This window comes from Streptomyces sp. R41 (assembly GCF_041053055.1).
Lineage (GTDB): Bacteria > Actinomycetota > Actinomycetes > Streptomycetales > Streptomycetaceae > Streptomyces.
Map to the genome: position 1 here is coordinate 5312799 of NZ_CP163443.1, position 20575 is coordinate 5333373.

Here is a 20575-nt window from a genome sequence, read left to right on the forward strand (position 1 = left end):
GCCCCGGGACCCTCCTCGTATGTGAGGGTCAGCAGCAGTGCCTCGATTGACCTGCTTCTCCTGGGTGTTGCTGTGATTCTTGCGGGTTGCGTCCGGTCGGGTGTGACTTTGTGGGGTTGGGTTCGTTGGGTATGTCAGTCCGATCGTCGGACAGATGAGTCATCGGGGCAGGGGTGGGTGGTGTGCGGCGGAAGATCGTGGTGGGGGAAGGGGAGACGGAGCGGGTCGCGTGTGCTACCGCGTCCGCTTTCCGGGGCCTGGACACGGTCACCGGTGAGGTGCTGAACACGACGCGGCTCGCGGTGCGGGTGGGCTGGCTGACCGGTCTGGTGGAGTCGATGGCCGCCGCCGTGATCGCCGGGCATTGGTCGCGGCCGGAGATCGAGCAGCTCGCTTCCGGGCGCGCCCCGTCGGGAGAGAAACTGCCGCCGAACGCATGGATGGCGTTGCGCACGCTGGGCTGGACCGCTGCTGTGCCCGAGGGGCGGTATGTGCCGGACCGGGTGCGCAGGATCGCCGAGGAACAGGCCGGAAGAGTACTGCGCTCGGCCCACTGGCGTTCCCGCATCGTGGACGCCGTCCTGGCCACCTGGCCTGCTGACAATCCTGATCCGCTGCGGCGTACCGATGCGGAGTGGCAGGCGCTGCGGGAGACATGTCCGGACGGCGCTGCGGTGCCCGTGTCGGTCCTGCGGGGACGCACCCGCCAGGTGCAGCGCTTCATCGCCGCCCGTCACCGGATGCCTGCGGATGTGTCCGAACTGGAGGCCGCTCCGGGCGCAGGCCGTCAGGTGGTCCTGGCCGCCGCGGACAAGCAGCTGACCACGCTGACCCGCTGCGAGGACGACCCCGCCCACTACGGGGTGCTGACGGTACGCCTCCCTGTGCGTCCCGACCCGCGCTCGCGTACCGACTGGCGTCCGGTGGTCCTGCGCTTCCGGCTGCCCCCGACCGTCGACGCGACGGCCGCCCTGCACGCCCCCACCCTGCGCCTGCGTGACGGCCAGATACGCATCGATCTCGCGTACACCGCCGCTGCCCCGAAGAGCCGACGGGACGGCCACACCCGTGCGGTGGCCTTCGACTACGGGCTGAACACCCTCCTCACCGGCGGCACCCTCACCCTCACCGGCGGCACCCAGCCCGCTGTCCTCACCGACGGTAGGCCCGTGTTCCTCCGCGTGGACGGGGCCTTGGCGAAAGCCGACCGGCTACGCATCGAAGCCGAACAGCTGTGGACCAAGACCGCCCACCTGGACATCCTCATCGAGGGCCACCACACCCAAGGCTCCCGCCCCGACCCGATGGACGTGGCCAAACTGGCCGTGCTGCGGACCGAGCACCGGTGGGTCAGCCGACGGCGTGAACGGCTGAACCGGGCACTCGCCCAGGCAGCGGCCCGCTTCATGGTGGACCACGCGCGGGCCGCCAAGGCAAGCGTCATCTACCTCGAAGATTTGCGGGACATGGAGGCCCGGGGCAAGGGCCGCACCCTCAACACCCGCCTGTCCTCCAGTGTCCGCGGCCAGATCGTCACCGCCACCGTCCACGCCGCAGCCCGGCACGGCATCGCGGTGGTCATCGTGCCCGCGCGGGGGACGTCGAAGTACTGCCCCCGCTGCCTGACCGCCTTCCGCCACCACGCCGCCCCCGACCGTCCCGAACGCGGCTGGAAATGGGCCACCTGCCCGAACCCGGCCTGCCGTTACAGCGCTGACCGCGATGTCGCGGCCTGGCAGCGGATCGGCGCCCGCGGCCTCCAACACCAACCCCACACCGTCCTTAACCGCACCGACGGCAGCTATACGCTCCGCCGCACGGTTGAGGAACTGGACCAGCCGGTCCGGCACTCCCCCCACCCGGTCCCACCCCCGTCCGGTCCGCAAGTTCGGCCTGTGGACCGGACGAAGGCGGGGCCGACGAGAAGATGCCCTGTGCCCAGGAAGCGACGCAGGGTCCCCGCCCCACCCGGACCACCACCGGCGCCGATTCCGGCCGTCGGCAGTGGTCCAGGTGGAGAGCGTCCGGCGGGGCGGACGCCCCAGCCACCCACCCACCGCACCCGGCGGTGGCGCAGGCGGCAGGCACCGCACACGATGAGCACCCCCACCCGGCACGAGCCGTATGGGGCCAGACTCGGCGCAGGCTTCCGCCTGCACGCCCACGCCACCTCCTGGGGGCCGAGACACCGGCAGCCGAGATCTCTTTTCCACCGGGGCGAAAACCCAGCCCCACCCAGGAAAACCTAAGCTCATCTGAGACGCTGTGCCCCATGGCTGTCGTACGTGACCTGCGCGTACTCCTGCGCTTCCAGGGCTTCAGACGCCTGCTGGGCGTACGGCTGTTGTCCCAGGGCGCCGACGGCGTCTATCAGGTCGCGCTCGCCACGTACGTCGTCTTCTCACCGGAGAAGCAGACCTCCGCGGCCTCGATCGCGTCCGCGATGGCGGTACTCCTGCTCCCTTACTCCCTCATCGGCCCCTTCGCCGGCGTCCTGCTGGACCGCTGGCGGCGCCGCCAGGTCCTCCTCTACGGCAATCTGCTGCGGGCGGCGCTGGCCTGCGTGACGGCCGTCCTGATGCTGAGCCATGTCCCCGACTGGCTCTTCTACGTCTCCGCGCTGTGCGTCACCGCGGTCAACCGCTTCGTCCTGGCGGGCCTGTCGGCGGCACTGCCGCGCGTCGTCGACTCCGAACGCCTGGTGATGGCCAACTCCCTGTCGCCGACCGCGGGGACACTCGCCGCGACCACGGGCGGCGGTCTTGCATTCGTCGTACGGCTGGTCGCCTCGGACTCCGACGCGGCGGTCGTCCTCCTCGGAGCGGCCCTGTATCTGTGCGCGGCGCTCGCCTCCCTGCGCATCGCCCCGGAACTGCTGGGCCCCGACATGGAGTTGGTGGAGTCACGCCTTGCCACGGCGCTCGTCGGCACGGCACGTGGCCTAGCGGCGGGTGTACGCCATCTCGCCGAGCCCGGGCGCCGGGAAGCGGCCTGGGCACTCGCGTCGATGACGCTGATGCGCTTCTGCTACGGCGCCCTGTTGGTCATGGTGCTGATGCTCTGCCGGTACGCCTGGTCGTCCGACTCGGACGGTGGCCTCGCCCTGCTCGGGCTGGCCGTGGCCAGCTCCGGGGCGGGCTTCTTCGTGGCGGCCGTTGTCACCCCCTGGGCAGTGGGGCGCCTCGGCCCCGGCGGCTGGATCGTCACATGCGCGGGCGCCGCCGCGATCCTGGAGCCGGCGCTCGGCCTCCCCTTCGCCCCCACGCCGATGCTGGTCGCCGCCTTCTTCCTGGGCCTGACCACCCAGGGCGCGAAGATCGCCACGGACACGATCGTGCAGTCATCGGTCGACGACGGCTTCCGCGGCCGAATCTTCTCCGTCTACGACGTCCTGTTCAACGTCGCCTTCGTCGGCGCGGCCGCAGTAGCCGCCCTAGTACTGCCTTCTGACGGACGCTCGGTTTCCCTCGTCGTCACTGTGGCAGCGCTCTACGCGGCAATTGCTGCCGCTATGGCCCACTTCGAACTGCAGTAAGTGTCACATCAGTGCCACAGAGCCCCTCCGGGCTACTGAGTTGTCACCGGGTCCCGATAACTTACGTGCGTCTTATTCGCGTCGCGCGCCTACGTTCTAGGGGGACCCCCAAGTGACCACTCCGCCGCCCCAGGGCCAGAACCCGTTCGCCCAGGGCCAGCAGCCCTACGGCCAGCCGCCCCAGGGTCAGGCCCCGTACGGCCAGCAGCCGACGCAGGGTTACCCGCAGCAGCCGGGCTACCCCCAGCAGCCCGGCCAGCCCGGCTTCCCGCAGCAGGGAGCCCCGTACGCCCCGGTCCCGCCGCAGCGGCCGAAGCGCGGCTTCAAGCAGTACCTGCGCATCGCGGTCATCGTCTGCGCCGTCATAGCCGCCGGCGTCGGCTATCTCGCGAGCCGCCACGACCCCGACACCGCCAAGGTCGGCGACTGCATGAGCATCAGCAACCCGGACAGCGCCACGGACCCGGGCCTCAAGGTCGTGGACTGCGGCAGTTCCAAAGCCAAGTACAAGGTCACGCAGAAGAAGACCGACGACTCCGGCTGCGACCGCACCAGGTACGCCGAGTACACCCAGAGCGGCAAGAACGACTTCACCCTCTGCCTGTCGCCGTACTCCGCCAAGTAAGCGCGCAAGGGGCGGTGTTTCACGTGAAACACCGCCCTTCGGTCGCATCCGATGCAGGTCGCCCAGGGGCCATGTTTCACGTGACATGACCTCGTTTCATGAACCTCAGCCCTGTGTGACCCGCCACTCCTTGAAGCACCACTACCGCCGCATCGTGCTCCGTGGGCCAGCTCTCCAGGCGAAGCTCCAGCAGGAACTTGTACACCTAACCGATGACGGCACGGCGGGAGGCTGCCTGAGCACACACTGCGAGGACGCTGAAGCGCTTCTACTACCGCCCTGACCGTCATGGTGCTGATGCTCTGCCGGTACGCCTGGGCGTCCGGCTCAGACGACGACGGGCACGCACTGCTGGGACTGGCCGTGGGCGTCTCCGGGGCGGGGTTCTTCGTCGCGGTCGTCGTGACGCCCTGGGCGGCGGAGCGACTTGGCTCCGGCGGCTGGATCGTCGCGTGCTCCGGCGCCGCCGCGGTCCTGGAGCCCGCGCTCCGCCTCCCCTTCGCCCCCGCGCCCGTGCTGGTCGCCGCCTTCTTCCTGGGCCTGACCACCCAGGGCGCGAAGATCGCCACGGACACGATCGTGCAGTCATCGGTCGACGACGGCTTCCGCGGCCGAATCTTCTCCGTCTACGACGTCCTGTTCAACGTCGCCTTCGTCGGCGCGGCCGCAGTAGCCGCCCTGATGTTGCCTCCTGACGGACGGTCGGTTCCGCTAGTGGTCACAGTGGCCACTGCTACGGGTCGATTGCCGCCTGTTTGATCACGCTCACGCGCTTATGACCAGCGGGTTCGGGCCAATCTCTAACGAGATTCACCTCTCCAACTCGAACGTTCGCTTGAATATCCCTGTGGCCAATGGGCCGCTTGGAAAGAGAGGCGAGCACATGAACAAAACCTTGCGCGTTATCACGCTCACTGCAGCCACCCTAGGAGCATTCGTAGTGGCGCCGACCAGCGCCAGCGCGAAGCCCACCACCTGCACCGTCGACGACCACTACGACACCCCCGGGTGGGCAAAGAGCTTCTGCAGCGGTGGCAGCGGATATCAGCGGGTGGTTATTGGCTGCAAGGGGAGCCCGACTTCCAGCTGGACGAACATCTACCGAGGCGCCTGGAAGCCCAAGAATGAATGGTCGAAGGTCGCTTGTACCACGGATTACCCGTATCTCAGTGACGCCTACATAGACAAGAAGGACTAGACCGCGTTCAGCAACTCACCATCGACACTGGTGAGTGGAGTTGACGTCGGTGCGTTCGCGCCTGAAGGGCCCGCCACGCTGCACTAGCAACAGGCAGCAGGGGTGACGCTCCTTCGCGTTTGCCGGTGCCGAGTCATCCGGCGTCATGTTTCACGTGAAACATGACGCCGGTCCCCTGGCCGTCAGCCCTATGCCTGGCCGTCCGGCTGTGAGGCCCACCACCCCTTAAGTACCTTGGCCGCTGCTTCATCGCCCATCGGCCCGTTCTCCAGGCGCAGCTCCAGCAGGAACTTGTACGCCTGGCCGATCGCCGGGCCCGGGCCGATGCCCAGGATGTCCATGATCTGGTTGCCGTCGAGGTCCGGGCGGATCGCGTCGAGCTCTTCCTGCTCCTTGAGCTGGGCGATGCGCTCCTCCAGGCCGTCGTACGCGCGGGAGAGCGCTGCCGCCTTCCGCTTGTTCCGCGTGGTGCAGTCGGAGCGCGTCAGCTTGTGGAGGCGGTCGAGGAGTGGGCCCGCGTCACGCACATAGCGACGAACTGCGGAGTCCGTCCACTCGCCGGTGCCGTACCCGTGGAAGCGCAGGTGAAGTTCGACCAGACGTGAGACGTCCTTCACGAGATCGTTGGGGTATTTGAGCGCCGTCATCCGCTTCTTGGTCATCTTGGCGCCCACCACCTCGTGGTGATGGAAGGAGACCCGCCCGTCCTTCTCGAAGCGACGCGTCCGCGGCTTGCCGATGTCGTGCAGCAGCGCGGCGAGTCGCAGGGTCAGGTCGGGACCTTCCTCCTCCAGGGCCATCGCCTGCTCCAGGACGATCAGCGTGTGGTCGTAGACGTCCTTGTGCCGGTGGTGTTCGTCACGCTCCAGCCGGAGAGCGGGAAGCTCCGGCATCACATGGTCGGCGAGCCCGGTGTCGACAAGCAGCGTCAGGCCCGTGCGCGGGTTCGGGGAGAGGATCAGCTTGTTCAGCTCGTCCCGCACCCGCTCGGCCGAGACGATCTCGATACGGCCGGCCATGTCCGTCATCGCCGCGACGACCTCGGGGGCCACCTCGAAGTCGAGCTGCGCCGCGAACCGCGCGGCCCGCATCATCCGCAGAGGATCATCGGAGAAGGACTCCTCCGGGGTCCCCGGGGTGCGCAGAATGCGAGCGGACAGGTCGTCCAGGCCGCCGTGCGGATCGATGAACTCCTTCTCCGGCAGCGCCACGGCCATCGCGTTCACCGTGAAGTCGCGACGCACGAGGTCTTCCTCGATGGAGTCGCCGTAGGACACCTCGGGCTTGCGCGAGGTCCGGTCGTACGCCTCGGAGCGGTACGTCGTGATCTCGATCTGGAACGACTGCTGTACGTCGCCCACGCGGGCGTCCTTCTGCGCGCCCACCGTGCCGAAGGCGATCCCGACCTCCCACACGGCGTCCGCCCAGGGCCGCACGATCTTCAGGACGTCCTCGGGACGGGCGTCTGTCGTGAAGTCCAGGTCATTGCCGAGTCGGCCAAGGAGCGCGTCCCGGACCGAGCCGCCGACCAGGGCGAGCGAGAACCCGGCCTCCTGGAAAAGGCGGGCGAGGTCGTCGGCGACAGGGGACACCCGCAGCAGTTCACTCACCGCGCGGTGCTGCACCTGACTCAGGGCACTGGGGTTGTCTTCGTTGGCGTTCGGCACAACAGAAAAGGGTACGTGGCCGAGGCGCCCGCGAGCGCCTCCATAAAACGTGCACAGGCGTCCGCTCTTTGTACGGGCATCAATACGCGCACATACAGGACAGTCGGCCCTGTCCCCCGATCTTGTGGAGCACTCCGCGGCACTTACCCTCAGCGCGCATCGTTACCATGCGTGGACGCACATTCCGACGACCACTGACGACGACGAGGGACGGGCGAGCGCGTGGCCGAGGCGGCAGACTTCCAGGGGACGAGTCCCTCACCTGCCCGCCGGTGGCTCCGGCGCAGCGGCGCACTGCTGGCCGGGGTACCCCTGCTGGCCGGGCTGCTCCAGCTGCCCATCAGCACGCCCGCGTCCGCCGCTGAGAAGACGTCCGTGGCCGACGCCACCGGGTCCAGCACGGTCGACGTCTCCCTCGACTCGCTCAGCCCCACCGCTCCCACGGACGGCGACACACTCACCGTCTCCGGCTCGGTCACCAACAACGGCAAGCAGACGGTCACGGATGCCCATGTGGGCCTGCGCGTGGGACCGTCCCTGAGCAGCCGCTCCGCCATCGACAGCGCCGCACAGCGCAGCGGATTCCAGCCGGGCCTGGACGCCCAGGAGGTCGGCGGCAAGTACGTCGCAAAGTTCTCCAAGCTCGCGGCGGGCGTCTCTCAGCACTTCAGCATCTCGGTGCCGGTCAAGGAGCTGGACCTGGGCTCCGACGGGGTCTACCAGCTCGGCGTCTCGCTCACAGGCCGGACCGCCGCCCAGCCGTGGGACCAGATCCTCGGCATCCAGCGAACGTTCCTGCCCTGGCAGCCCGAGGCGGCGGACACCAAGACGAAGACGACGTACCTCTGGCCGCTCATCTCCACGGTCCACCTCACGGCGGAAACCGGCTCGGACGAGCGCCAGACGCCCGTATTCAAGAACGACGACCTGGCCAAGGAGATCTCCCCGGGCGGCCGCCTGGACCAGCTCCTGTCCCTGGGCAGTGACCTCGACGTCACCTGGGTGCTCGACCCGGACCTGCTGGCCTCCGTCGACGCGATGAGGGACGGCTACCAGATCCGGACCGAGGACGGCAGAACCACGGCGGGCAAGAGCCAGGCGGTGGCCAAGGCCTGGCTCGACAAGCTGGAGAAGACGGTCCAGGACAAGAAGGTCGTCGCCCTCCCCTTCGCCGACCCCGATCTCGCGTCGCTGGCCCACAACGGCAAGGACGTCACCGGTTCCCTGAGCCACCTGAAGGACGCCACCGATGTGGCCTCCGGCACGGTGGACACAATCCTTCATGTGAAGCCGAGCACCGATTTCGCCTGGCCCGCTGACGGTGCCGTCGACCCGTCGATCGTCAAGGTGGCCACCTCGGCCGGCGCAGACAAGGTGATCGCCCGCAGCGACAGCCTGCGCGAGACGGGCGGACTGCCGTACACGCCGAGCGCGGCGCGCCCCATCGGCGGCGGAACGACGGCGGTCGTCGCCGACGCCCGGCTGTCGACCGCGTTCCAGGGCGACATGACGAAGGCCGACACCTCCACGCTCGCGGTACAGAAATTCCTGGCCCAGAGCCTGATGATCAACCTGCAGGAGCCGGACGAGCAGCGCAGCATCGTGGTCGCCCCACAACGCATGCCGTCCGCGAGCCAGGCCCAGACGATGGCGCAGGCGCTCAAGGCTCTCCAGGACGGAAACTGGTCCGAGTCCCAGGACCTGTCCGCAGCCGCCAAGGCCGAGCCGGACCCGGGCGCCACCACGAAGGTGCCCCCCGTGTCCGCCTACCCGTCCTCGCTGCGCAAGCAGGAGCTGCCGCGGTCGGCCTTCGAGGACATCCAGGACACGCAGACCAAACTCGACAACTTCCAGGTGATCCTCACCGACAAGTCCCGGGTGGTCACCCCGTTCGGTCGGGCCATAGACCGCGGGATGTCCACGTCCTGGCGGGGCCGTGCCTCGCAGGCGGAGACCTTCCGCAACGGCGTCAAGTCGTATCTCGAAGACCTCACCGGACTTGTCCATCTGATCGAGAAGTCCGACGCGAAGCTCTCCGGACGCAGCGCCACGATCCCCGTGACCGTGCAGAACAACCTCGTGCAGGGCGTCGACAATCTCGTGCTGCGCCTCACCTCGCGGCAGCCCACCCGCCTCAAGATCGGTGACGGCCCCTACGACGAGCAGCCGATCCAGGTCGCGGGCGAGCACAGCCAGTCCGTGAAGTTCACCACCTCGACCAAGGCCAACGGTCCGGTGGAGGTGGTCGCCCAGCTGTACACGAAGGACGGCCAGGCGTACGGCCCCGAGATCCCCTTCGAAGTGAAGGTCACCGAGATCACGTCCACGGTGATGCTGGTCATCGGCGGTGGCGTCCTGCTGCTCGTGCTCGCCGGATTCCGGATGTACACGCAGCGCAAGCGCGCCGCCGCCCGACAGGCCGAGGAAGAGCCGGAGGACGGTCCCGAGGCCGAGGGCGTGAACAAGGACACGGACGGCACCGTAGACACTGAGGACACCGAAGACTCCGAGAACGGCCCCGAAGGGGAGTCCGCCGAGGAGTCCGGGGCAGACGACCCGGAGCACCCGAGTGACCCGACACCGGACACCGCACCGGAAAGCACCGACCCGTCCGGCACGGGTGAGAGAGTGGACCGTTGAGCGATGTCGTGGCCGGTGGGCCCGGGGACGATGAGGTGGGGTAACCATGAACGCGCCGTACAACGGTGACCGTGGCCAGGGCGCCGGCAGCTCGGGCCACCCCGAGGGCTACCCGGACCAGGGCGCGGGTCACTCCGGCTACCCCGAGGGCTACCCGGAGGGCCCGCCGCCCGAGCACGGCCAGATGCCGCCGGGATCTCCCGCGGACATGTATTTCCAGGACGCCTACGACCAGGATCCCTACCGGGCACAGGACCTCTCTGCCCAGGACCCGGTGACCGAGGCGCTCTACGACCGTGCCGCGCACCCCCCGCCGCCACCCGGCACGTACTACCCGCAGCAGCCCCTCTACACCCAGCCGCCCACACCGCAGCACGCCCCCGACCCGCGTGTGTGGGCCCAGACTCCCCCTCCCGAACCGGCCGGCCCGACACGGCACCTCCCGTACGGCGAGGACGCGCGTACGACCCAGTTCGTGGGCGTCGACGACCTGGTCACCCAGGCCGGTGAGGAGCGCCACGAGCCCGACGCGTTCGCCCACCTCTTCCGCGACCAGCAGCAGGCCGGCGGTACTCCTCCCGCGGAGGGCGCGTCCGTCCCCGCCCCGTCCCCGGCGCCATCCATGAACCATGGCCCGGCGACACAGCCTCCCGGCCCGGCGTCCGACCAGACGATGACGCTCACCCCCACGTCCGCGGCCGCGTCGAAGAAGGGCGGACGTGCGTCGGGTCTGCTGAAATCGAGCGCGGTGATGGCCGCGGGCACGCTGGTGTCCCGGCTCACCGGTTTCGTCCGGACTATGATCATTACGGCGGCCCTGGGTGCCGCGACACTCGGCGACGTATGGAGCGTGGCGTACACACTGCCGACGATGATCTACATCCTGACGGTCGGCGGCGGCCTCAACTCCGTGTTCGTGCCGCAACTGGTGCGGTCCATGAAGGAGGACGAGGACGGCGGTGAGGCCTACGCCAACCGCCTGCTGACCCTCGTCATGGTCGCCCTCGGCGTGATCGTCACGATCGTCGTCTTCGCCGCGCCGCTGTTGATCCGGCTGATGTCGGACGCCGTCGCCAGCGACCCGGCGTCGAACAACGTCGCCGTCACCTTTGCCCGTTACTGCCTGCCCACGATCTTCTTCATGGGCATCCACGTGGTGATGGGCCAGATCCTCAACGCCCGCGGGAAGTTCGGCGCGATGATGTGGACCCCGGTCCTCAACAACATCGTCATGATCGCCACCTTCGGCCTGTTCCTGTGGGTGTACGGGACCGCCGCGGACTCCGGCATGTCGGTGCACAACATCCCCCCCGACGGAGTCCGTCTCCTGGGCATCGGCACCTTGCTCGGCCTGGTCGTGCAAGCCGTGGCGATGGTGCCTTACCTGCGCGAGACCGGCTTCCGCTTCCGCTTGAGGTTCGACTGGAAGGGCCACGGCCTCGGGAAGGCGGTCAAGCTCGCGAAGTGGACCGTGCTGTTCGTCCTCGCCAACCAGGCAGGCGTCCTCGTCGTCACCCAGCTCGCCACGGCTGCGGGCAAGGCCTCCGGCAAGAGCGGCGCGGGCATCATGGCCTACTCCAACGCGCAGCTGATCTGGGGCATGCCGCAGGCAATCATCACCGTCTCGGTCATGGCCGCGATGCTGCCCCGCATCTCGCGCGCGGCCCACGACGGCGACCCCGGTGCAGTGCGCGACGACATCTCCCAGGGGCTGCGCACCTCGGCCGTCGCGATCGTCCCCGTGGCCTTCATGTTCGTCGCCCTCGGCATCCCGATGTGCACCCTGCTCTTCGGCTCCAGCGGTATCGGAGCCGCCCAGTCCCAGGGCTATGTTCTGATGGCCTTCGGCCTCGGCCTCATCCCGTTCTCCGTGCAGTACGTGGTCCTGCGCGGCTTCTACGCGTACGAGGACACCCGCACGCCCTTCTACAACACGGTCATCGTGGCCGCGGTCAACGCGGCCGCCTCGGCCGTGTGTTACGTGATCCTTCCCGCGCAGTGGGCGGTCGTCGGCATGGCCGGCGCGTACGGGCTGGCGTACGCCGTGGGCGTCGGAGTGGCCTGGCAGCGTCTGCGCAGGCGGCTCGGCGGCGATCTGGACGGCGCGCGCGTCCTGCGGACGTATGCGCGTCTCTGCCTCGCGGCCGTCCCTGGAGCCGTGGTCGGCGGCGTGGTCGGGTTCGCCATCACCGGGGCCCTGGGACACGGGGCCCTCGGGTCGATCGCTGCCCTGCTGGTCGGCTCGATCGCCCTGCTCGGCGTCTTCTACATCGCTGCGCGCAAGATGCGCATCGAAGAACTCAACTCAATGGTCGGAATGGTCCGCGGGCGCCTGGGGCGCTGAGGCGGGGGTAGGCGCACAACCATCGTCCGTCGCCGTGTGTCGTGCATAGCGCCGGACTGTGGGCACAATTGGTTTCTGCGTCGAACAGCGCGCAACGGATGGGGAGGCAGGAACGACGGTGGCGGAACGGAGCACGGCTGCCGTCGACGTGGCAGACAACAGCGGTGACGAGCCGCTGACCGCCAAGGCGGACCAGTCCACGGCCGACGGGGTGGCCCAGAACCGGGAGCGGGACACGGAGAGCGAAGAGGCACAGGGGAGCGGCGGGACGGAGCGTCCCGGAAAGGCCTCACCGCCCGAGCTGCACAGCGGTCACAAGCTCGCCAGACGCTACCGCCTTGAGGAGTGCGTCACCCGTCTGGACGGTTTCAGCAGTTGGCGTGCGGTGGACGAGAAACTCCGCCGCGCCGTCGGCGTGCACCTGCTGCCCGCCGACCATCCGCGGGCCCGCTCGGTACTGGCGGCGGCCCGTTCTTCCGCCCTGCTGGGCGATCCGCGTTTCGTCCAGGTCCTGGACGCGGTCGAGGAGAACGACCTCGTCTATGTCGTGCACGAGTGGCTTCCGGACGCCACGGAGCTGACGACGCTCCTGGCTCCTGGCCCGCTCGAAGTGCACGACGCCTACCAGATGGTCAGCCAGGTCTCCCAGGCCATGGCCGCGGCGCACCGCGAGGGCCTCGCACATCTGCGGCTGACCCCGGGCGCCGTGCTGCGCACCTCGTCCGGCCAGTGGCGCATCCGAGGACTCGCCGTGAACGCCGCGCTGCGCGGCATCAGCTCCGACACCCCCCAGCGCACCGACACGGAGGCGATCGGCGCGCTCCTGTACGCCGCGCTCACCCAGCGCTGGCCGTACGAGAACGACGCGTACGGCCTCTCCGGGCTGCCCAAGGCCGTCGGTCTCATCGCCCCCGACCAGGTACGGGCCGGTGTCCACAGGGGCCTGTCGGAGCTCGCCATGCGCGCGCTCGCCAACGACGGCGCCACCGCCTCCCGCCATGAATCCCCGTGCACCACGCCTGAGGAACTGGTGAAGGCGATCAGCGAGATGCCCCGCATCCGCCCGCCGGAGCCGGCGTTCACCGCACCGCCCGAGTACCAGCGCACGACGTACCAGCAGGGCACGTACGGCCGTCAGGCCCCGCGTCCGGGGGCCGCTCAGCCCGTACCGACCCCGCCGCCCCCGCTGCAGAGCCGCACCGGCAAGGCCCTCAAGTGGGCCGTGTCGGCTCTCCTCATCGCCGCGCTGGGCCTTGGTAGCTGGCAGCTCGCGGACGCGCTGATGGACCGCGGCAAGCCGGACGACAACACCAACCAGACCCAGACGAACGACGGCAACGACAAGAACGGCGGCAAGACCAAACCGGTCAAGCTGATCAAGATCGAGAGTGCCCAGGAGTACGTCGCGAAGGGGGACGCCCAGGCGCCTGAGGACGTGGGCAACACGTACGACGGCAACGGCTCGACGTATTGGCGGACCAAGAGCTTCATAGACGGTCCGGAGATGAAGCCGTCCTTCAAACCCGGTGTCGGTATCGTCTACGACCTCGGTTCGCAGCAGACGGTCTCGGCCGCCTCCATAGGGCTCCTGTACCCCGGTGACCACACGACGATCACCCTCTACGCGACGGACTCGGCGAGCTCCTCGACGCCGCTGGAGTCGATGACGAAGATCGGGACCGTGACGACGACCGGCACCACCGCGAAAATCACGATCAGCAAAAAGGTGAAGAGCCAGTACGTGCTGCTGTGGGTCACCGCGATGCCACGTGCGGCCGGTGACCAGTACAGCGGCGACGGCTACAAGCAGGCCATCACGGACGTGAAGTTCACCGGCTGACGGATCAGCGGCGAAGGGGAGGGGGTCCGATGGCCGATGAAGCCGGATACGGCGAAGCAAGCGATCAGGATCTCCTCGCCCGCCACGTAGAGGGTGATCCCGACGCCTTCGGTGAGCTCGTACGGCGTCACCGCGACCGGCTGTGGGCGGTGGCGCTGCGAACGCTGGGAGACCGCGAGGAGGCCGCTGACGCCGTCCAGGACGCGTTGGTCTCGGCCTACCGGGCCGCCCACACCTTCCGCGGCCAGGCGGCCGTCACGACCTGGCTGCACCGCATCACGGTGAACGCCTGCCTGGACCGCGCCCGCAAGGCCGCCTCCAGGAAGACCTCGCCGGTCGATGACACCGAACGCCTGGAACAGCTCCTCGAACCCCACGAGTCCGCCTCCGCTCCGGCCGAGCGCAACGATCTGCACCGCGAACTCCTCCAGGCGCTGGGCACGCTCCCGGCCGACCAGCGCGCCGCCCTCGTACTGGTGGACATGCAGGGCTACCCCGTGGCGGAAGCGGCCCGCATCCTCGATGTGCCGACCGGCACCGTGAAAAGCCGCTGCGCGCGTGGCAGAGCCAGACTGCTCCCGCTGCTCACCCATCTCCGTACGGAGAACGGGAGCGGCGAGGACAGCAAGAAGTCGAGCGGCGGAAGGAACCGGACGCAGGGGACATCCGTCCCACCGGCAGCAGGACCACACGATGCAGGGCCAAGCGATTCAGCTGCTGTGAAGGGCGGAGGTGGGCGAGCGTGACATCCACGACGGATACGGCCGGGCACCCGGACGTCGCGGAGCTCTCCGACCTCACCGAAGGGCTCCTCCCGCCTACCCGTACCGCGGACGTGCGACAGCACCTCGAAGGCTGTGTGCTCTGCGCCGACGTGTACGACTCATTGGAGGAGATCCGGGGTCTGCTCGGCACCCTGCCGGGCCCGACACGCATGCCAGACGACGTGACCGGACGCATCGATGCCGCTCTTGCCGCCGAAGCCTTGTTGAGTGCCACGTCGCCCGATCACGCATCCGGCGCCGAGGACGACCGGGCGAGTGTTTCACGTGAAACATCCACCGCCGATCTCTCCGTCGCAGCGGCCGACCCGGGCTCCGCTTCGTCCGCCGACCGCCCCTCGGGACATCCTCGTGCGGCCACCGGCCCCGGCCGTGCCCACCAGGTACGCCGTGGGCGCCGCAGGGCGGCGGTTCTCGGCACGGTCTTCACCGCGGCCGCACTGGGGCTGGGCGCGATCCTCGTACAGTCGATGGGCGGCGACAGCAAGAGCCCCGAGACGACGACGCGGCAGGAATCAGGCTCGACGGTCACCTTCTCCGAGGGACAGCTGAAGCATCACGTCGCGGATCTCCTCGCGAAGAACAAGAGCACGGACAGCCGTTCCGGCAGCGCGAAGCCCTGGGGCCTCGAATCCAATGGCGCAGAGACCGACTCCGGCGGGGTCAGCACCTTGATCACACCCACCGTTCCCATCCCTGACTGCGTCCAGCAGGGGACAGGCAACAGTGGAGTGGTCCTCGCTGCCGAGAAGGGCACCTACAAGGGGACGACCGTCTATCTCGTCGTCCAGCCCAACGCCTCCGACAGCACTAAGGTCATGGCCTACATCGTCGACGCCGCCTGCGGGAAACAGGACTCGGCATCCCCCGGCAAGCTGCTGCTGACCCAGTCGTACGCCAAGCCCTGAGGACGTCTGTACCCAACGGTCTGCTCCCCGGATATCGCATGGCATCTCTGTGCGGTAGCGCGTCTCCGTGTGCCCGGACACACCGGGAATTGAAGCCCCTTAGGATCCGTTGGGTGGGGTGAGAGTACTGAGAGCCTCCCACCGGTACGCAGCAGTCTCCAGAGACGAGGAATCAAGCCGTGAGCGACGTCCGTAACGTGATCATCATCGGCTCCGGGCCCGCCGGCTACACGGCGGCGCTCTACACCGCGCGCGCGTCGCTGAAGCCGCTGGTGTTCGAGGGCGCCGTCACCGCAGGCGGTGCCCTGATGAACACCACCGAGGTGGAGAATTTCCCCGGCTTCCAGGACGGCGTCATGGGCCCCGAGCTCATGGACAACATGCGCGCCCAGGCCGAGCGCTTCGGTGCCGAGCTGGTTCCGGACGACGTCGTCGCGGTCGACCTGACGGGCGAGATCAAGACCGTCACGGACACCGCGGGCACCGTGCACCGCGCCAAGGCCGTCATCGTCACGACGGGTTCGCAGCACCGCAAGCTCGGCCTGCCGAACGAGGACGCCCTCTCCGGTCGCGGCGTCTCCTGGTGCGCGACCTGTGACGGCTTCTTCTTCAAGGACCAGGACATCGCCGTGATCGGCGGCGGTGACACCGCGATGGAGGAGGCCACCTTCCTCTCGCGCTTCGGCAAGTCCGTGACGATCGTCCACCGCCGGGACAGCCTGCGAGCCTCGAAGGCGATGCAGGAGCGCGCGTTCGCCGACCCGAAGATCAAGTTCGTCTGGGACAGCGAAGTCGCCGAGATCAAGGGCAACCCCAAGCTCGAGGGCCTGACGCTGCGCAACCTGAAGACCGGCGAGACCTCCGAGCTGCCGGTGACCGGTCTGTTCATCGCGATCGGTCACGACCCGCGCACCGAGCTCTTCAAGGGCCAGCTCGACCTGGACGACGAGGGCTACCTGAAGGTCGAGGCACCTTCGACCCGGACGAACCTGACCGGTGTCTTCGGCGCCGGCGACGTGGTCGACCACACGTACCGCCAGGCGATCACCGCGGCCGGCACCGGTTGCTCCTCCGCCCTCGACGCCGAGCGCTACCTCGCCGCTCTGGCGGACAGCGAGACCGCTGCCGCGACCGCCACCGTCTGATCCCCCATCCGCCCCACCGCAGAAACAAGTTAAGGAGCCCGCCGTGGCCGGCACCCTGAAGAATGTGACCGACGACTCCTTCGAGCAGGACGTCCTCAAGAGCGACAAGCCCGTCCTGGTGGACTTCTGGGCCGCCTGGTGCGGTCCGTGCCGCCAGATCGCTCCGTCCCTCGAGGCGATCGCCGCCGAGTACGGCGACAAGATCGAGGTCGTCAAGCTCAACATCGACGAGAACCCGGGCACGGCCGCCAAGTATGGCGTCATGTCGATCCCGACCCTGAACGTCTACCAGGGTGGCGAGGTCGCCAAGACCATCGTCGGTGCGAAGCCGAAGGCCGCGATCGTCCGCGACCTCGAGGACTTCATCGCCGAGTAGTCGGTGACGGCCGCATGCGCGGCGTGTGTTTCACGTGAAACACGAATGGGCCAACCCTTCTGGGTTGGCCCATTTGCTTTGCAGGAGCAGAGCGCCGACTAGAGAGGACGGAGCGCCGGTTCCTTCTGTACCGCTCCCAGGAGCCGGTCCAGCGCCAGCTCGACGTCTTCCTTCCAGGAGAGCGTCGTGCGCAGTTCCAGCCTCAGCCGCGGATAGGTCGGGTGCGGGCGGACGGTCTTGAAGCCGACGGCCAGCAGATGGTCGGCGGGCAGCACACAGGCCGGTTCCTTCCATCGCGCGTCCCCGAAGGCCTCGATCGCTTTGAAGCCGCGGCGCAGGAGATCCTTGGCGACCGTCTGGACCATCACCCGGCCGAGTCCCTGCCCCTGATAGCCCGGCATGATGAAGGCGGTCATCAGCTGAACCGCGTCCGGCGACACCGGGCTCGTGGGGAATGCCGTAGAGCGGGGGACATAGGCAGGAGGCGCATACAGCACGAAGCCCACCGGCACGTCGTCCACGTAGACGACACGGCCGCAGGATCCCCAGTCCAGCAGGACCGCGGAGATCCAGGCTTCCTTTTCCAGTGCGGGCGTGCCCGCCTTTACCGCGGCCTCGCCGCTGACTGGATCCAGCTCCCAGAAGACACACGCGCGACAGCGCTTGGGAAGGTCCTGAAGGTTGTCCAGCGTGAGCGGTACGAGCCGGCGCCCCATGAAGGATGTTCCTCGCTTCCTTCGCCCGCAGCGTCGCGGGCGGCTGTCAGAGCGCTCCGCTCCCTGAGCAGGCTGCCAACGAAGCCGCCGACCGCTCCCAGGCCCAGGCCCGCGGTCACCAATCCGGTACGGCTCACGGTTTGCATGGCCCCCGCCTCCCCAATGAAGGTGCCGCCAGGTGGATGCGCCATACCCGAACGCATCGTATCCACGATGCGATTCGATCGATACCGTCAGAAAGCAAAGAGCGGGCCGTGTTCCGGTACACACCGGACACGGCCCGCTCTGCAGGTCGGCCTGCTGAAGACCGTCCCCGCCGTTGGGCGGGTCAGTCTTCCGTGTCCTCCGAGTCACCGTCCAGGAGGCTCTTCTGAAGGACTGGACCCTCGCCCGGGGCCAGGGTGCCCAGGATGCGCTCAAGGTCGTCCATCGAGGCGAACTCGACGGTGATCTTGCCCTTCTTCTGCCCCAGGTCGACCTTCACTCGCGTCTCGAAGCGGTCCGAGAGTCGCGTCGCCAGATCGCTCAGCGCCGGGGAGAGCCGCGCGCCGGCCCGCGGCCCCTTGGAACGCGGAGCGGTCTGAGGCCGCGATCCCATGAGAGTGACGATCTCCTCGACGGCCCGCACCGAAAGCCCCTCAGCCACGATGCGATGAGCGAGCCGATCCTGCTCCTCCGAGTCATCGACGGAGAGCAGAGCTCGCGCATGCCCCGCGGAAAGGACTCCGGCCGCGACACGGCGCTGGACCGCCGGCGAGAGCTTCAGCAGACGCAGGGTGTTGGAGACCTGCGGGCGCGAGCGGCCGATACGGTCCGCCAGCTGGTCGTGCGTGCAGTTGAAGTCCTTGAGCAGCTGGTCGTAGGCGGCCGCCTCTTCCAGCGGGTTCAGCTGGGCGCGGTGCAGGTTCTCCAGCAGTGCGTCCAGGAGGAGCTTCTCGTCCTCCGTGGCCCGGACGATCGCCGGAATGGCCTCCAGCCCCGCTTCACGGCACGCCCGGAAGCGCCGCTCGCCCATGATGAGCTCGTAACGCGCCGGGCCCACCTGCCGAACGACGACCGGCTGGAGCAGCCCGACCTCCTTGATGGAGGTGACGAGCTCAGCAAGAGCGTCCTCGTCGAACACCTCACGGGGCTGGCGCGGGTTGGGGGTGATGAAGTCGAGCGGCAACTCGGCGAAGTGAGCGCCGACAGGCGCAGAGGGAGCCTCCAGGGCTCCGTTCGCCGAAGGCTCCTCTGTTTCATGTGAAACAGGCGGCAGTGTGGCCACCTTCGCCGCCGCCACCCCGCGCTCCGCGGTGAGCACAGGTACGGCCGTCGGCGAGGTGGAGGCTCCACCCGCCGCAGAGGAAGCCGCCTTCTCTCCGGTCGGAGCCGCGGGGATCAGTGCGCCGAGCCCCCGCCCCAGCCCTCGTCGTCGCTCACTCACTGGATCCCCTCCACCATGCTCTGATCATTCTGTGCGCCCAGGTGGGCGTGTTGCGCGTCGTACGCCACACCGACTCCGCGGAGGGCGATTTCTCGCGCGGCCTCAAGATACGAGAGAGCACCGCTCGACCCTGGATCGTAGGTCAATACCGTCTGCCCGTAGCTCGGGGCCTCGGAGATACGGACCGAGCGAGGAATGCTCGTCCGCAGCACCTCGTCGCCGAAGTGGTTGCGCACCTCGTCCGCGACCTGCGACGCGAGGCGCGTCCGGCCGTCGTACATGGTGAGCAGGATCGTCGAGACATGGAGGTTGGGGTTGAGGTGCCCCCGGACCAGGTCGACGTTGCGCAGGAGCTGACCCAGGCCCTCCAGGGCGTAGTACTCGCACTGGATGGGGATGAGGACCTCCGCACCGGCAACCAGCGCATTGACCGTCAGGAGGCCGAGCGACGGCGGGCAGTCGATGAGGATGTAGTCCAGCGGCTGCTCGTACGCCTGGATCGCTCGCTCCAGTCGGCTCTCCCGTGCCACCAGGGACACCAGCTCGATCTCCGCACCGGCGAGATCGATCGTGGCGGGGGCGCAGAAGAGACCCTCGACATCAGGCACCGGCTGAACGACTTCGGAGAGCGGCTTGCTGTCGATCAACACGTCGTAGATGGATGGGACTTCGGCGTGATGGTCGATGCCCAGCGCGGTGGAGGCGTTGCCCTGAGGGTCGAGGTCGATCACCAGGACACGACCGCCGTGCAGGGCCAGCGAGGCAGCAAGGTTGACCGTGGTCGTGGTCTTACCCACCCCACCCTTCTGGTTGGCGACCACCATGACGCGGGTCTGCTCGGGCCGTGGCAGGCCCTCACCGGCGCGACCTAGCGCCTCCACAGCCAGTTGGGCAGCACGACCAATGGGAGTGTCGTCCATTGGGGGCGGTGTTTCACGTGAAACATCCTCCCCCATCGACTCGGTACGGGGACCGGGGACCGGATCGGTCATCGGTCCCGCGATGTTGGCGTCGGACCGCAAGGATTCACTCTCCTCGACTTCAGGCTCGCAATGAACAGAGCCTCCCATGTCTTCGGGGTCGTGAACCAGCGAGGCCCGTTCTTCTGTGGAGAAATCCACCTCTGTGGACAACTCCGCACCCTCTCCGAGCGAACCGAGAGGCCTCCGGTCGCGGGGTTCGGCCGCGGCGCGGCCGCGACTGATGATGCCGTGCAACAGTGAGCGACGTTTCACGTGAAACACGATGCATAGCCGCCACGGCCATCACGGCGCGACACTCCGAGATGCGTAGGTTTGGCAGCTTGTGTGGAGTACGGCTCGTCGTCAGGACGGATCAGCGGGAGTGACGAAGAACTCGTGGCCCCGTACAGA

General features: G+C 68.3%; 15 protein-coding genes and 1 pseudogene. 12 read left to right on the top strand and 4 right to left on the bottom strand.

Going from position 1 to position 20575, the window contains the following annotated elements:
- Window positions 1-182 precede the first annotated feature (182 nt).
- The 5 genes and pseudogenes from AB5J53_RS24340 (at window position 183) to AB5J53_RS24360 (ending at window position 5358) form a co-directional block, all read left to right on the top strand.
- On the top strand, window positions 183-2249 hold the full coding sequence (locus AB5J53_RS24340; protein ID WP_369247773.1) for a zinc ribbon domain-containing protein: 2067 nt from the start codon (window positions 183-185) through the stop codon (window positions 2247-2249).
- Window positions 2250-2272: 23 nt separating this feature from the next.
- The gene (locus AB5J53_RS24345) at window positions 2273-3535 is read left to right on the top strand and encodes an MFS transporter (protein WP_369247774.1); all 1263 of its coding nucleotides are present in this window, start codon (window positions 2273-2275) and stop codon (window positions 3533-3535) included.
- Window positions 3536-3647: 112 nt separating this feature from the next.
- Window positions 3648-4160, top strand: coding sequence for a hypothetical protein (locus tag AB5J53_RS24350; RefSeq protein ID WP_369247775.1), 513 nt, complete (start codon window positions 3648-3650; stop codon window positions 4158-4160).
- 221 nt (window positions 4161-4381) lie between these two features.
- Window positions 4382-4919: pseudogene (locus AB5J53_RS24355) on the top strand (MFS transporter); the annotation flags it as partial.
- Window positions 4920-5043: 124 nt separating this feature from the next.
- Entirely contained in the window at window positions 5044-5358 is a 315-nt protein-coding gene (locus AB5J53_RS24360; RefSeq protein ID WP_369247776.1) for a hypothetical protein, read from the top strand.
- Between the two features lie 188 nt (window positions 5359-5546).
- On the opposite strand, the gene AB5J53_RS24365 is transcribed toward AB5J53_RS24360, so the two are convergent.
- The gene (locus AB5J53_RS24365) at window positions 5547-7025 is read right to left on the bottom strand and encodes a CCA tRNA nucleotidyltransferase (protein ID WP_369247777.1); all 1479 of its coding nucleotides are present in this window, start codon (window positions 7023-7025) and stop codon (window positions 5547-5549) included.
- 222 nt (window positions 7026-7247) lie between these two features.
- Here AB5J53_RS24365 and AB5J53_RS24370 point away from each other — a divergent pair, with 222 nt between their 5' ends.
- The 7 genes from AB5J53_RS24370 to trxA all read left to right on the top strand — a co-directional run bounded on the left by AB5J53_RS24370 (window position 7248) and on the right by trxA (window position 17060).
- Window positions 7248-9665: a DUF6049 family protein gene (locus AB5J53_RS24370; RefSeq protein ID WP_369247778.1), complete on the top strand. Its 2418-nt coding sequence runs from the start codon at window positions 7248-7250 to the stop codon at window positions 9663-9665.
- A 46-nt stretch (window positions 9666-9711) separates the two neighbouring features.
- Window positions 9712-12009, top strand: coding sequence for a murein biosynthesis integral membrane protein MurJ (gene murJ, locus AB5J53_RS24375; protein WP_369247779.1), 2298 nt, complete (start codon window positions 9712-9714; stop codon window positions 12007-12009).
- Between the two features lie 118 nt (window positions 12010-12127).
- Window positions 12128-13849, top strand: a complete 1722-nt coding sequence (locus AB5J53_RS24380) for a serine/threonine protein kinase (protein WP_369247780.1) — start codon at window positions 12128-12130, stop codon at window positions 13847-13849.
- A 29-nt stretch (window positions 13850-13878) separates the two neighbouring features.
- Window positions 13879-14595: an RNA polymerase sigma factor SigM gene (gene sigM / locus AB5J53_RS24385; protein ID WP_369247781.1), complete on the top strand. Its 717-nt coding sequence runs from the start codon at window positions 13879-13881 to the stop codon at window positions 14593-14595.
- Window positions 14592-15539 carry an anti-sigma factor gene (locus tag AB5J53_RS24390; protein WP_369247782.1) on the top strand — a complete coding sequence of 316 codons (948 nt, stop codon included), beginning with the start codon at window positions 14592-14594 and terminating at the stop codon, window positions 15537-15539. The genes sigM and AB5J53_RS24390 overlap by 4 nt, the downstream gene beginning before the upstream one ends.
- Before the next feature lie 179 nt (window positions 15540-15718).
- Window positions 15719-16684 carry a thioredoxin-disulfide reductase gene (trxB, locus tag AB5J53_RS24395; protein WP_369247783.1) on the top strand — a complete coding sequence of 322 codons (966 nt, stop codon included), beginning with the start codon at window positions 15719-15721 and terminating at the stop codon, window positions 16682-16684.
- A gap of 43 nt (window positions 16685-16727) precedes the next feature.
- Window positions 16728-17060 (top strand): thioredoxin, encoded by a 333-nt coding sequence (trxA, locus tag AB5J53_RS24400; protein ID WP_003991504.1) that lies wholly within the window; start codon window positions 16728-16730, stop codon window positions 17058-17060.
- Between the two features lie 98 nt (window positions 17061-17158).
- On the opposite strand, the gene AB5J53_RS24405 is transcribed toward trxA, so the two are convergent.
- The 3 genes from AB5J53_RS24405 to AB5J53_RS24415 form a co-directional block, all read right to left on the bottom strand.
- Entirely contained in the window at window positions 17159-17776 is a 618-nt protein-coding gene (locus AB5J53_RS24405; protein WP_369247784.1) for a GNAT family N-acetyltransferase, read from the bottom strand.
- 328 nt (window positions 17777-18104) lie between these two features.
- Window positions 18105-19202, bottom strand: coding sequence for a ParB/RepB/Spo0J family partition protein (locus AB5J53_RS24410; protein WP_369247785.1), 1098 nt, complete (start codon window positions 19200-19202; stop codon window positions 18105-18107).
- Window positions 19199-20272: a ParA family protein gene (locus AB5J53_RS24415; protein WP_369252438.1), complete on the bottom strand. Its 1074-nt coding sequence runs from the start codon at window positions 20270-20272 to the stop codon at window positions 19199-19201. The genes AB5J53_RS24410 and AB5J53_RS24415 overlap by 4 nt, the downstream gene beginning before the upstream one ends.
- Window positions 20273-20575: the final 303 nt, after the last annotated feature.